A 13,109-nucleotide genomic window follows, 5' to 3' on the forward strand; every position below is an offset into this window, starting at 1 on the left:
TGCAAAATGATAAATTCCAACTATTTTTTTAATCGCAAAGTCTGATAACATAAACAGTGCAATTCAAGAGCTAACAGATTGAGTCTCTAAGAGGATGTTTGGAAAGTCTAAATTATTACTCACTGGGCGATTGGAAATCGCGTCCACATAGACAAAACCCACCTACGTGGGTTTGAAAACCTTGATTTTGTGCTAGTCCACCTACGTGGACTTTGCTTGTGTAGTAGCGAATTTTATTCGCCCAATACTTTTCAAATAACCTCTAGGCAATGTTAGAAAATCAATTGTACAAAATTATGTTGTCACATGAATAGATAGTATAAAAAATACCAATTTAAAAAATCAATTTCCCTGGAATAATTAAAGGCTAGAAATAGCTAAATTTTCAAAAAATTATAGATAATACTGTGATAATAAGGAATCAAATAATGGGTCAAAGACCAAATAAATTATTGCTTTCTGGAGCAACATTATTAGTATTGGGTTTGAGTGTTGTTGGTGTTAGCACTTTCGGGTCAAATGTCGAAACAGTTACAGCCAGAGAAGTGCAACCAAGAACAGCCGCCAGAAACAATGGTTGGTTAGCGGCTTCTTTCCCTGTAGAAAACTTTCAAGCATACACATCACCCTTTGGTTATCGCCGTTCTGCGACTGGTGGAGCGAATTGGGAATTTCACGGAGGCTTAGATATAGCCGCACCACAAGGCAGTTATATTCGGAATTGGTGGGTAGGTAAAGTAGTAAAAGTAGGCGATCGCACCGCTTGTGGGACTCACATCGTTATAAAATCTGGTGAGTGGGAACATACCTACTGTCATCTAGAAGGCCATGTCGAAACTGCTGATGGTCGTCGCTATTTAATAGATAGGGCTGGCGGAATTTTAATTTGGGAAGGTCAAGTCATTCCCACCGGAGTCAGAATTGGTCGTGTAGGGATGACAGGACGCACCACCGGGCCGCACCTCCACTGGGGTTTGAAATATGCCAATAACTATGTAGATCCTGCATTGGTGCTAAGAGAAATGTTTACTCAGCAACAAATTGCCAGCAGAGAATCAAGAATCGTCATTCAAGAGTCCAAAAATCAGCGCGACTCTGGTTATTAAAAGACTTTTGAGAATTGGCGATGCGATCGCTCTTGCTGTATCAGTGTAAGGGAAACAGTGGGTGCGATCGCATCATCACATATTTTGAAACTAATTCAATTCTGAATTCCATCTCCTGACTCCTGAATTCTGTTTAATAATTTATTTATCTCTCTTTGGCTTTTCTTAAGCATTACAAATTGATAGTAAACAAAACTTAATAATACAGAAATTATTGTAAACAAAAGTGATGCAAATTGATGGGCAGAATGTATTAAATCCAGGGATAATACTAAAAACGTAAGAGCAAAAAGAATCATTAATTTTGACAGAGCATAGATGAGAAAAGCTGCTGCGACTTCAGGGGAGAATTCACGAATGAAGACTCCGGACGAATCAACCTGAAGGTGATTTTGTGGCAGCAAATGATAGATGAAATCGCAAAAAGTTAACAGAGAGTTTAGACTTGTATGGCTAACAGCAGTGCAATGACAGCATCGGTACGTTTAAGCGAAAAGATGCCCTTTCCCCTCAAACGTTTAGCAGATTTAGCTTATAACTATTGGTGGAGTTGGAGTAGCGATCGCATATCCTTATTTCAAAGCATTGATCCCCAAGAATGGGAACTTTGTGGGCATAACCCAGTGGCAATTTTAGAGTCAGCCAGTTACGAACGTCTGACTCATTTGGCAGAAGATCCCCTTTACCTGAAGCAGATTTCTGCCTTAGTCCGCGAATTTGACCAGTACATGGCACAGAAAGATACTTGGGTGAATCGAGTTGCACCACAAGTTTCGGCTGAACATCCCATTGCTTATTTTTGCGCCGAATTTGGCATCCATGAATCTCTACCTGTTTACTCTGGCGGCTTGGGTATTTTAGCCGGGGATCATCTGAAATCATCATCCGATTTAGGCGTACCGATGGTGGGTGTAGGCTTACTGTATCGCCAAGGGTACTTTCGCCAACGCTTAAACCGCCACGGTTGGCAAGAAGATTACTATTTGGATAACCCCTTCCACAAAATGCCCCTAGAGTTAATTAAAAACGAGCAAGGGGAACCACTCACCATCCAGATAGAAATTCGCCAACGCCAAGTAAAAGTACAAATTTGGCGAGTACAAGTCGGGCGTGTAACTCTATATTTACTAGATAGCGATCGCCCAGACAACGATCCCATTGACCGTTGGCTAACAGGCCACTTGTATGGCGGTAACTTAGAAACCCGCATTGCCCAAGAAGTCGTCTTAGGTATTGGTGGAGTCAGGGCTTTAACTGCCTTGGGAATCAAACCCTCCGTACATCACCTCAACGAAGGACACGCCGCCTTTTGTACCCTAGAAATTGCCCGTCAAGAAATTGAACGCACCGGGAAATCCTTCTACGACATAGAAGCCAGCGTCAAGAAAAGTTGTGTCTTTACCACCCACACACCTGTTCCCGCCGGTCATGATGTCTTCTCCCCCGACTTAATTGACTCTTATTTTGCCCAGTACTGGCCGCAATTAGGGCTATCCCGCGAACAATTTTTAGCCTTGGGTGCTAGACGACTGGGTGATCCTTGGGAACCCTTTGGGATGACAGTTTTAGCATTGCGGATGTGTCGTGCTTGCAACGGCGTAAGTGAATTACACGGCAAAGTCTCCCGCAAAATGTGGACTGTTCTCTACCCACAACATAACGAAGATACAGTCCCCATTGGTTACATTACCAACGGTGTTCATGCACCCACTTGGACTGCACCTTTACTCGCAGACTTATATGACCAATATTTAGGTAAAGATTGGAAAACTCGCGCCATCGATCCCCAAATGTGGGCGAAAGTTGACGACATTCCCAACGAAGAACTCTGGGCTAGGCACCAAATTCTTAAAGAAAGACTCATTGCCTACACTCGTTATAAAGTCAAAAAGTCACGAGAACAGCGCGGTGAAGATTATCAAAGCATTCAAGCTGTAGATAGTTTACTTGACCCCAATGTATTAACCATTGGCTTTGCACGACGCTTTAGCCCTTATAAACGTGGTGATTTAATTTTACGCGATGCCGAACGGGCTGTGAAGATTTTTGGCAATGCCCAACATCCAGTCCAGATTATTTTTGCTGGCAAAGCACATCCAGCCGATGAAGAAGGTAAACGCATTATCCAACGTTTGATGGAGTGGTGTCGTAATTCCGGCATTATCCACCGTGTTGCCTTCATTGAAGATTACGACATTTACACCGGACAAAAACTAGTCCAAGGTGTTGATGTTTGGTTAAATAACCCCCGTCGTCCCCTAGAAGCATCCGGGACAAGCGGTCAAAAAGTCTGCTTTAATGGCGGGTTAAATTGCAGCGTCCTTGATGGTTGGTGGTGTGAAGGCTACCAAGCTGACGCAAATGGCAAAGGAATTAACGGTTGGGCTATTGGTGAAGATGCTCACACAAGCGACCAAGAATTGCAAGACCGCATCGATTCCCAGTCACTGTATCAGCTTTTAGAATCTGAGATTGTTCCCCTATATTACGACCAAGATGCTCAAGGTATTCCTCATCGCTGGATACAGATGATGAAAGCATCCATTAAGACCAATGCACCACTGTTTAATACAGATCGAATGATTGCTGACTACGTTTCTCAGGTGTATGTCCCAGAAATTGCTGCCCGTGTTGAACCAATTTTGGCGAAGGTTCTGTTTTAAAGTCTTAAAAGAATTGTAATTTTCCTGGTTCAATAGAGGGGTGGGTTATCCACCCCTTTTTTTATGAAAAAATGTTTTAAATCATGAAAATTTGGCAAGCTGATTTTTATCGGAGTTCGCAACAAGATATATCTGGACAAATTTTATGGGAATTGTTGATATGTGATGCAAATCGCAGTTTTGAGTATACAGCTACTTGTTTGCAGTCAGAAGCAAATTCAAATTGGCTGACTACTCAAATTCAACAAGCCGCAGGTGTAAAGTTACCAGATGTAATTCAAGTTTTCCGTCCCCAGTCGTTGAGTTTAATGGAAACAGCCGGACGCAATTTAGGTGTTGCAGTAGAAGCAACTCGCCGGACTTTAGCATTAAAACAGTGGTTAAAAGAAAGACATTCTGATTTTAGTTTAGAAAAACCCGCACCTTTACCATTACCGGAAAATCTCTGGGGTGAACAGTGGCGCTTTGCGACTTTAGCGGCTGGTGATTTGGAAATAGAATTTAGCGATCGCCCCATTCCGATTTTATCTATGCCAGAATTTCTTAAACCGATAAATCTGGGTTTAGCTTCCACAGTACCCGTTCCTGGTGTAGTCATTTATGGCGGGAAACAATCTATGCGTTTGGCACGTTGGTTAGCCACAACACATCCTGTAGCCTTAAACTACATCCCAGGTGCGCCCGATGGCTTAATTTTAGAAGCGGGTTTAGTTGATAGATGGGTATTAGCCACCTTTGAAGATGCAGAAGTCACCGCCGCCGCTAAAATTTACCAACAACGCCAACAACAAAGCCAGGGATTGCACTTTTTATTAGTTCAACCCGATGATTCTGGTATGACTTACAGTGGTTTTTGGTTATTACAAACCGAGTAGGAAATTATCTTGATGGTTCAAAAAATCCAAGCTAATTCCTCTCCCTTGTCTTCCTTGTCTCCCTTCTCTCCCTTCTCTCCCTTCTAAATAACTGAAAACTCAACATCTCACCCCTTCACCCGCGCCTGCTTAATCATTGCAATCAAAGTTTGATGAGCATCTTCCGCATCCGCTAAAATATGGTCAAATTGGATACGCACTGGGATAGATTCTTCATTCACCTGTGCAGTTAAATCCATTCCCTGCGAATCGATTGCTAACATCTTGGCTGATGTTGCCTCAGTGACATCACCAAAAATCTTGGCATACAACAGCACAGCATCACTATGATCTTCGTTCATGTGATTGCAGATGCGTGTGCTAATTTCAGGAGAAAATTGTTCAGACATTGGGCAAACTAAAATTAAAGTTACAGCCTAAATTTTAAGTTAGGGTGTGTAAGCAAATTGATGATTTTTGGTGCAGATAAAACTTTAAATAAAATTTAAATTTACTCAAGTAATATTTATCTTTATTTACGGAATAACCTGCGGTTATAGTGTAGCAAAAATATTAAACTAATTTCATTTCAGCTAAATGCAAATGAGCGGAACTAGGAAACGTCGCATAGTTATTGGAGATGTGCATGGTCATTATGAAGGCTTAATGACTTTGTTAGAGGCGATCGCACCCACATCAGAAGATCAAGTTTATTTTCTCGGTGACTTAATTGATCGTGGCCCCCACAGCTACAATGTCGTGAATTTTGTCCGACAGAGCAATTATCCCTGTCTGCTAGGTAATCACGAGCAGATGTTACTGAATATTCTCACCCAAAAAAATATTCCCGCCCCAGCTATGCAAGCTTGGTTATATAGCGGTGGACAAGCCACTCTCAGCAGTTACCAAGCATCCACTATTCCCCAAGACCATTTAGAGTGGTTTCAGTCTTTACCTACTTATTTAGATTTGGGCGATATTTGGTTAACTCACGCCGGATTAGACCCAAATCTGCCTCTAGCCGAACAAACTGCCGAGCAGTTCTGCTGGATTAGAGATGAATTTCACAGCATGGAAAAGCCTTATTTTCCTGATAAGCTGATTATTGTTGGGCATACTATAACTTTTACTTTACCAAACGTCCCGCCGGGTAAACTAGCCGAAGGCAGAGGATGGTTAGATATCGATACCGGAGCCTATCATCCCCGTAGTGGTTGGTTAACTGGATTTGATGTTACCAATCATTTAATTTATCAAGTGAATGTATTTCAAAATACCCAGCGTACCTTGCCGCTAGAAAATGGGGTGGTGACAGTGGAACCTTCCCAAATCAAAGCTCGCCGCCAACCGCAGCGAGCATAAATTTTAGTTGTAGATTTGGCACAGTGAAAAAACTAAAGTAATGGTCGAATTCTAGCTCGATAAGCAGCATTATCTAGACCGTCACGCCCACTACTGGGTTGAGCATTAATTGCTCGTTTAAGATTAGTGATGCGATCGCTAGTAGCCGGGTGCGTACTCAAGAAGGTCGGCCCAGAACCTTTACTTAGAAGCTTTTGCATAAAGGAAACCATACCAGATTGAGCATAACCAGCTCTTGCTAAAGTCCTTAAACCTCTTTTATCTGCATCAAACTCATCTTGACGACTACGAGGACGGTTGAGGGCTAAGTCCACACCAATTCCTACTGCTTGATTACGATCTAAACCGGCTACTGTAGCTAACCCACTCGCCACAGCCCTTTGCTGCATTTGTTTAACCAAGTGTTTCCCCCCAATGTGACCAATTTCATGAGCTATCACACTGGCTAGTTCCGCTTCATTTTCTGCGGTTTTGAGTAAACCTGTGTTGAGATAAACAAAACCCCCAGTTGTGGCAAAAGCATTCACAGCATTATCTTCTACCACCTGAAAGGTAAAAGGAAGATTGGGGCGATCGCTATTGGCTGCTAATCGTTGACCAATTTCCTGCACATAACGATTCACTTCTGCATTGCGGTACAGACGAACTTGACCGAGTAATTCATCATTCATCTGTTTGCCAAGTTCTACTTCTTGGCGAGAGGATATATTAGACAGCTGAAGTATTTGCGCTCCTTGGAACAACAGTGGTAATAAATCTACAGCCCGTCCAGGTAAGGGTGTACTCAAACATAAACTGAGGGCGACTACCACCGACATTATTGGATATAACCAACTACGCCGCCAACGACGATAATTTGCCATCAAACCTTTCCAAGCCATCATAAGCATTTCTGATAATAATTTCGGGACAAGCAACAATCACAAGACAAAATACAAGACGGATTTACTGCGCTTGAAGTTGCATTTTAATCTTATGACTACGGATGCGATCGCCCAAATCATCCCTAGAAGGATTTATCTATACCCTTACACCCCTATACCTCTTCACCCTGACCCAAACCCTTGATTTTTGTAAGTCCTAATTTAAAGGATGTACCGACTTTACGCCGATTTTTTCAACTCGTGATACACTGTCGCCAGACTCAAAGACCTAGTACAGGTTGGCGTAAATAAACAGACCATAAGAAATTGCTAAAAGGCTTGTAGTATCGTTATTCTTTCTTTTTCCTTTTGCCCTTCGGGTTCACCATTTGCTTTATGCCGGGAAACCCGTCCACCGCAATGGCTCACCTTTTTCCTTTTGCCTTGTTGTACTAGCCATCTTTCAGTCATACCTCTGTCGGGAAATTGTCATGTTCCTGATTAACTTTGTTGCTACAATCAAATACTTTGTTTGTATTTAGGAAAAGTTTTTATGGCTATTTTTGATTCCAAAGGTCGCTTGTTCGGTAAAGTCAATATTCTCGATGTAGGCGCTGCACTTGTAATTCTGCTAGTTATAGTTGGTATCTTCTTTTTTCCGGGAACCTCTGGTTCTGTTGCTCAAGTTGGTTCAAAAACCGTACCCATTGAGGTAGATTTAGCCGTGCGGGGTTTGAATGTCCGCGACCCAGAACGCTTATTTGAAAGTGGATTTAAGAAAGGTGGTAAAACAAACGTCATTATCCGTAATCAGCCTTACGGTCAAATTGGAATTAAATCTATTGAAGTACTAGAGAGAACAATCACAGCTACCCAACCAGATGGTTCAGTTAAGGAAGTCAAAGATCCTCGAAAGAACAATTACAGTACAGATATGCTGTTAACTTTGGAAGGTAAGGCGCAAGTCACGGAAAATGGCCCAGTTTTAGGTAACAGCAAAGTCAAAATTGGTATGCCTTTTGAATTAGAAGGTTATAACTACAACTTCAATGCCACTGTAATTGATGTCCGTGTAGAAAATAAATAATTGAAGTGTGAAATTATTTCCAGTGCTGAGTGCTGAGTGCTGAGTGGTTAGTAGTGAAACGCATCTCCACATTATTAGCGCCACAGGCGCTATCCTAACTCAGCACTCAGCACTTTCAACTCAGCACTCTTCATTGACTATTAACTAAAGGCAAAAATTGGCGAATTAATCCAATGGTGACGGCTGGTAGTTCCAACTGGGGTGTTAATCCCACATCTTCTAATTGTTGAAACACACGAATTGCTTGGGGGTTTTTCTCTGCTAAACGACGACCAATTTCGGGGCCAGTAAATTGGGATTTCTCCCCCCAAATAATCGCAGTCGGAGTGGTCAGCTTTTCAATGTCCAGGGATAAATCAAAACACAAATCACCACGCACAAAAGAAAGTGCAGCATATTCCGCATTAGGCTGTTGGGCCGATTGAAGATAAGCCTCAACAATTTCTTGATAGACTCGATTAGCTTGGGCAAATTGTCTTTGCTCTAAAAAACTGCGAATGCCTGCTTCGGTCGCAATACCAGTAATGTATAGCAAGCGGTCAATTATCGGTACGCTGACTAACTGAGCAAAAAAACTGCGGGAGTAGTCTTCACCAAAATCAGATAGTCCAGCTGGTGTGGTGAGAATTAAAGATTTGAATAATTCAGGATGAGCGATCGCAACTCGAATTGTCAACGCAGCAGTCAAAGAAGAAGCAATCACCGTAACTGCTTCTGTACAATTTTGCTGCAAAAATTCCCGAATCATCGTTAAATAATCGTCAATTTGGTAATTTCGCGCTGGATGTTCTGATTTACCCCATCCAATTAAATCTGGTGCGAGAATGTGATATTCACTAGCAAAAGCTGGGTAAACCTTCGACCACTCATAAGCCGAAGATCCACCACCAAAACCATGTAGAAATACTAAAGTTTCCTTTGTCGGTTCAGAGATCGCACTCCCTTGCCAAAATGACCCTGTGGTAGTGTAATATACTATTCTCCCTAAAGAAGTTGTAATTGAGCGTTGTTCAAATCCCTGTGGTTGAAACATATATATGTGCCGTTCCTTTGGTATGTGTTCAAGCCGCAAATTCTCTGGTTAAGACTGTCATGAGTCATTTGTCTTCACAAATAACCAATGACCAAAAACCAATTTTACACGTGCTTATGCGAAGTATATGTGTGTTAGATGATTAATTGCTGGTAGCAATCTTTTCACCCCAAACACGCCGTACTTTTAGGGGATTTCCCGCAAATTATCCATTGCTATTGTTTAGCAGACCTGAAATTTTTCTACCTCTAGCCTCCGTCAGATTAAGGGGATGTAAAATCACTGGCTTACGTGTGAAGATTCAGTAATTTTTTTGTCCCTAAATAGCAGAGTATTTGCCTGAAAATACTGTTATACAAGGGTTTTATGAAGTAGCCTGTATTACTTTGGTTATATAAAAGACATTGGTTTTTTATGGTAATCTATCAGAAAACTCACGTAAAGTTTTGAGCGTCCAGAATAGTTGAAATACCTAAGATTAGCAACGATTCTGGATTTAGGAAAAACACCTTTAGATATAATTACTTATCTAAATCGTTCTCTAGGTAATGGTAAGGCGGGGCGTTGTGGTAAAGCAGGCTACTCTTCAATCGGATAAAGCACCAGCGTTGGCAGATTTTAAAGACGTATTAGAAAACTGTGACGTGCATATAGCTTCTGCTTGGCGGGGACAGTTGGCAGACACTCTAGAAACCTCCAAAGTAGGTGTTCCTATTTGTGTATGTTTAAACTTAGAAGATTTAAAGTGTTTTGAATTGGTCGAAACACAATATGAACGCTGGGGTGTCGTTTTCCGTAACTCAATTGCCATACAACCTTCTAACCCCGCATTTCCTAGCCATTCTGGTCTGATAGTATTAATGGGTTCGCCCAAAGGCGGGTTTCTGGAAGCTAGTTTTGTACATCCAGTCAATTATGTTAGTGCTTATGTAACTAGTTCCCAACGGCTGGTAATGTCTGCTTATGATAGCGATCGCCAACTGCTCAGTCAAACCGTACTTCCTGGCGCTAATCTCGCTAATTCCGATTCAGCAGTACCCCCCAACATCTTATTATCTGTGACAGCCAACAATATTCACTCTGTTACCTTCTGTGCCTTTGACGGTCAATTCACCATTGACGACTTTCGTTTTTGTATTTAAGGCCAGCTCTCAAGACTATCAAGAATGAGTAATATTAACTTCTTCATGCACCTAATCCCTGGTAAAAGATATATTAGAAAATCTCGTTAACAAAATTAGGTAAATACTGTGGCAAAGGCTTCGTTTTCTTTGCAGCAACTACTTAACCAGATACCCAACTGGTCGCTTCCAGCGTTGTTGCCAGGAAGTTCCAAGCAGCAAAATTTCAAGCCTTTTTCTGGTTCTGGAAGTGTCCTCGGCTTCCTGACAATAGTCGTGGCAATGCTTTTATGGAACTGGAAACTGCTATTAGCTTTGATAGTTGGTGTGGGAGTAATGTTAATTACCTACTCCACCCAACAATGGAACTGGCAACAACGTTGGGTAGAAATTCAAACATTCCTCAACGGGCCAAATCGTCGGTTAGTTTTAGCTGTTGCTATTGGTGGTCTGGCAACTATTAACACTTATATGGCCGCGGCTATCTGGGTTGACTCTCATAGCCCTTGGATAGCAACTGGCACAATTTTGCAAGGTTTGGGAACTTTATTAACTTTAGTTTTGCTACTTTGGCAACTTCTCAGCCGTAATCGCAATCAAGAACAAGATGCCTTTGAGCAATTGTTACTCAATTTAACAGAATCAGATTCCTTAAAGCGGTTGCTGGCTATACGTCGAATTACCAAATTTATCACGCGCCAACCAGTGAATGCGGCGTTACAGCAAGAAGTCATCCAATGTTTGCAACTGCTTTTGACTAAGGAGGAAGAAGTCATCATTCGAGAGGCAGCTTTTGAGAGTTTACAAATTTTAGACAAACTATCGAATCTACCATCCAGCACAGCCACTCCCCTTAAACCAGTCAAGTTAAAAGTCCAAACTCAAAAATCTCAAATTTTGAACTATTAACTTATTTCCGATACAATCTGCCATTACGGACTTGTACCACAGGATGATTGCACCGCCGCACAAGTTGTTCGTCGTGGGTGGTCACAATTACTGTAGCCCCAAAAGAATTTAACTTTTGCAAAATTTGGATGACTTGCCAAGAATTATCAGGGTCGAGGTTTCCTGTGGGTTCATCAGCCAAAATTAATGGCGGTGTTCCCACAATGGCGCGTGCAACACTCACCCGTTGTTGTTCTCCCCCCGAAAGTTGATCAGGAAAACAGTTAGCTTTGGAAAGTAAACCCACTAGCTTTAACGTTGGTTCTAAACGTCTTTGAATTTCTTTGCGAGTGAAACCTTGTGCTTGCAGTACAAATGTCACATTCTCTGCTACAGTTCTTTGGGGAATCAGTTTGTAATCTTGAAATACAATGCCAATGCGTCGCCGCAACAGTGATAAGCGATCGCCCCGCAAATCTGTTACATTGCACTCATTGACAATCACCTCTCCCTGAGTAGCCGATTCTTCGCCATACAAGAGTTTCAAAAGAGTTGATTTACCAGAACCGCTAGGGCCAGTAATAAACAAAAATTCTTTCTGTTTCACCTCTAAACTCACATCCAACAATCCGTGACAGCCATTGTTGTATGTTTTAGTTACAGAGCGTAACTGCACAATGGGAGCATTACTACTACTTTGTGGCGAAGATGTACTATCCTTTGCGGGAATATGCTGATCAGTTTTAACAACGGTTCTCATTGGCAGAATATATACACTTGCTTAGAACTAAAAGCTCGAAAAACTTCAATTTAAGATTCTCTTAAAAATAATGATTCCCAGGACAACCCCAGGAATCTCAAGTTCAAAAGCAAAAATTAAATTTTTTGGAAGTTTTCAGTACTATCCGCAAGTCATCAATTAGGGAGTGTGGGGAGAGAGGGAAGTGTGGGGGGAAAGATTTCTTCTCCATCCTCCCACCCCTCCCACACCTCCCACACCCCTGGATTTCTCACAAGAGAGAAATCCAGGTTTCCGACTCCCTACTCCCTACTCTTCCCTAGAACGCACTTTTGGCTGTCAAGCGGTAAACAAATGCTTTCACAGCAAATTCTGGCAAAGCTAACATCCGTCGCCAACGCCAAGGTTCTTTATATAAGCGATATAGCCATTCCAAATTATTATTGCCTAACCAAGCAGGAGCGCGGGTTTTGCTTCCTGACCAAATATCAAAACTACCACCAACACCAATCCAAATTGCTTGGGGACATAAATGACGATTTTGGGCAATCCATAATTCTTGACGTGGTACTCCCAAACCAACCAAAATAACTTGAGGCTGTAATTGAGTTAGTGTTTGGTGTAATATCTCTTCTTCTTCGGGAGAATGATAGCCAGAATGAGTACCGACTATGTTTAAATCTGGGGCTTGCTGCTTCCAAAAATCTGCGGCTTTGGTTGCTATTCCTGGTGCGCCGCCGTAAAAAAAGACTTTTGTACCTTTTTGCTTTTGTCCTAGTTCTCGCAATAATGTTTCTGCTAGTTCAATTCCTGGACAACGTTGAACCTTTTGCCAAAATAGCCACTGCAAATACAAAACTACACCAGCACCATCGGGTATCACCAACTCAGCATCGTGAATTACCTTGGCTAGTGCGCTGTCGCGTTCTGCTTGCATGGTCATTTCTGCATTCAGCGTCACTACATGAGTACCTCTGCTGTGTTGCAGGCATTCTAGCAACCAGCCTGGATAGTTACTCATAACATGAACTGGTATTCCCAGCACCGAAAATACTTTAGGCGGTTTAGACATAGCCTATTCTAATTAGCCTCACATCACACCAGATTGTCTCGAACGATAGTTTATCAAATATTTTAATCAATCGCCTGGGCAATTTTGGGCAAATAGTAGTGAGAAAGTTACAGGGTTAAAAGTCCTTCAGGGCTTGATGTGGGCAGATATTTACGCAAGCAGGTTGTAATGTATACCAAAATTTTTTATGATTAAAATTTCTAATGAAACGCCTTATGTGAATGAAGCCAGAGGATGCTGTTCAAAAGTAAGCACATCAATACCAAAACGCTGACGCAGAAAAAGGCGTAGAGTATGACTGGTGATTTTAGCGGCAACATG

12 protein-coding genes and 1 pseudogene are annotated in these 13,109 nt (G+C 41.9%); 7 read left to right on the forward strand and 6 right to left on the reverse strand.

Translation table 11 applies throughout. From position 1 onward, the window contains the following. The first annotated feature begins 428 nt into the window (after positions 1-428). The 3 genes from H6G74_RS09625 (at position 429) to H6G74_RS09635 (ending at position 4,644) form a co-directional block, all read left to right on the forward strand. Positions 429-1,106 carry a M23 family metallopeptidase gene (locus H6G74_RS09625; RefSeq protein ID WP_190967447.1) on the forward strand — a complete coding sequence of 226 codons (678 nt, stop codon included), beginning with the start codon at positions 429-431 and terminating at the stop codon, positions 1,104-1,106. 449 nt (positions 1,107-1,555) lie between these two features. Further along, the gene (gene glgP / locus H6G74_RS09630) at positions 1,556-3,769 is read left to right on the forward strand and encodes an alpha-glucan family phosphorylase (RefSeq protein WP_190967448.1); all 2,214 of its coding nucleotides are present in this window, start codon (positions 1,556-1,558) and stop codon (positions 3,767-3,769) included. An 83-nt stretch (positions 3,770-3,852) separates the two neighbouring features. Continuing rightward, complete coding sequence (locus H6G74_RS09635) at positions 3,853-4,644, forward strand: Tab2/Atab2 family RNA-binding protein (protein ID WP_190967449.1); 792 nt, start codon at positions 3,853-3,855, stop codon at positions 4,642-4,644. 107 nt (positions 4,645-4,751) lie between these two features. Here the strand turns inward: H6G74_RS09635 and H6G74_RS09640 are convergent, their stop codons facing one another. Further along, entirely contained in the window at positions 4,752-5,033 is a 282-nt protein-coding gene (locus tag H6G74_RS09640) for a DUF2470 domain-containing protein (protein ID WP_190967450.1), read from the reverse strand. 193 nt (positions 5,034-5,226) lie between these two features. Here H6G74_RS09640 and H6G74_RS09645 point away from each other — a divergent pair, with 193 nt between their 5' ends. Then, positions 5,227-5,985 carry a metallophosphoesterase family protein gene (locus tag H6G74_RS09645; RefSeq protein ID WP_190967451.1) on the forward strand — a complete coding sequence of 253 codons (759 nt, stop codon included), beginning with the start codon at positions 5,227-5,229 and terminating at the stop codon, positions 5,983-5,985. Positions 5,986-6,017: 32 nt separating this feature from the next. Here the strand turns inward: H6G74_RS09645 and H6G74_RS09650 are convergent, their stop codons facing one another. Then, positions 6,018-6,869, reverse strand: a complete 852-nt coding sequence (locus H6G74_RS09650; protein WP_190967452.1) for a M48 family metallopeptidase — start codon at positions 6,867-6,869, stop codon at positions 6,018-6,020. Between the two features lie 532 nt (positions 6,870-7,401). On the opposite strand from H6G74_RS09650, the gene H6G74_RS09655 reads away from it, so the two are divergent. Beyond that, positions 7,402-7,935, forward strand: coding sequence for a DUF4330 domain-containing protein (locus tag H6G74_RS09655; protein ID WP_190594538.1), 534 nt, complete (start codon positions 7,402-7,404; stop codon positions 7,933-7,935). 130 nt (positions 7,936-8,065) lie between these two features. Here H6G74_RS09655 and H6G74_RS09660 read toward each other — a convergent pair whose 3' ends face one another. Beyond that, a complete protein-coding gene (locus H6G74_RS09660) occupies positions 8,066-8,968 on the reverse strand; it encodes an alpha/beta fold hydrolase (RefSeq protein WP_190967453.1) in 903 nt (300 codons plus the stop codon). Positions 8,969-9,516: 548 nt separating this feature from the next. Between H6G74_RS09660 and H6G74_RS09665 the strand changes: the two genes are divergently transcribed. Both H6G74_RS09665 and H6G74_RS09670 read left to right on the forward strand, forming a co-directional pair. Continuing rightward, positions 9,517-10,110 carry a hypothetical protein gene (locus tag H6G74_RS09665; RefSeq protein WP_190967454.1) on the forward strand — a complete coding sequence of 198 codons (594 nt, stop codon included), beginning with the start codon at positions 9,517-9,519 and terminating at the stop codon, positions 10,108-10,110. Between the two features lie 108 nt (positions 10,111-10,218). Then, positions 10,219-10,998: a hypothetical protein gene (locus H6G74_RS09670; RefSeq protein WP_190967455.1), complete on the forward strand. Its 780-nt coding sequence runs from the start codon at positions 10,219-10,221 to the stop codon at positions 10,996-10,998. A gap of 1 nt (position 10,999) precedes the next feature. On the opposite strand, the gene ftsE is transcribed toward H6G74_RS09670, so the two are convergent. From ftsE to H6G74_RS31890, 3 genes and pseudogenes are all read right to left on the reverse strand, one after another. Beyond that, a complete protein-coding gene (gene ftsE / locus H6G74_RS09675) occupies positions 11,000-11,737 on the reverse strand; it encodes a cell division ATP-binding protein FtsE (protein ID WP_190967456.1) in 738 nt (245 codons plus the stop codon). 298 nt (positions 11,738-12,035) lie between these two features. Continuing rightward, on the reverse strand, positions 12,036-12,788 hold the full coding sequence (locus H6G74_RS09680; protein WP_190594543.1) for a WecB/TagA/CpsF family glycosyltransferase: 753 nt from the start codon (positions 12,786-12,788) through the stop codon (positions 12,036-12,038). Positions 12,789-13,001: 213 nt separating this feature from the next. Next, a pseudogene (locus H6G74_RS31890) lies at positions 13,002-13,109 on the reverse strand (IS982 family transposase); the annotation flags it as partial.

It is taken from the genome of Nostoc spongiaeforme FACHB-130 (assembly GCF_014698475.1).
In the GTDB taxonomy this organism is placed as follows: domain Bacteria; phylum Cyanobacteriota; class Cyanobacteriia; order Cyanobacteriales; family Nostocaceae; genus Nostoc_B; species Nostoc_B spongiaeforme.

Coding starts and splice junctions, on each gene's coding strand:
- H6G74_RS09625 (WP_190967447.1), top strand. CDS start 429: ATGGGTCAAAGACCAAATAAATTATTGCTTTCTGGAGCAACATTATTA.
- glgP (WP_190967448.1), top strand. CDS start 1,556: ATGGCTAACAGCAGTGCAATGACAGCATCGGTACGTTTAAGCGAAAAG.
- H6G74_RS09635 (WP_190967449.1), top strand. CDS start 3,853: ATGAAAATTTGGCAAGCTGATTTTTATCGGAGTTCGCAACAAGATATA.
- H6G74_RS09640 (WP_190967450.1), bottom strand. CDS start 5,033: ATGTCTGAACAATTTTCTCCTGAAATTAGCACACGCATCTGCAATCAC.
- H6G74_RS09645 (WP_190967451.1), top strand. CDS start 5,227: ATGAGCGGAACTAGGAAACGTCGCATAGTTATTGGAGATGTGCATGGT.
- H6G74_RS09650 (WP_190967452.1), bottom strand. CDS start 6,869: ATGATGGCTTGGAAAGGTTTGATGGCAAATTATCGTCGTTGGCGGCGT.
- H6G74_RS09655 (WP_190594538.1), top strand. CDS start 7,402: ATGGCTATTTTTGATTCCAAAGGTCGCTTGTTCGGTAAAGTCAATATT.
- H6G74_RS09660 (WP_190967453.1), bottom strand. CDS start 8,968: ATGTTTCAACCACAGGGATTTGAACAACGCTCAATTACAACTTCTTTA.
- H6G74_RS09665 (WP_190967454.1), top strand. CDS start 9,517: ATGGTAAGGCGGGGCGTTGTGGTAAAGCAGGCTACTCTTCAATCGGAT.
- ftsE (WP_190967456.1), bottom strand. CDS start 11,737: ATGAGAACCGTTGTTAAAACTGATCAGCATATTCCCGCAAAGGATAGT.
- H6G74_RS09680 (WP_190594543.1), bottom strand. CDS start 12,788: ATGTCTAAACCGCCTAAAGTATTTTCGGTGCTGGGAATACCAGTTCAT.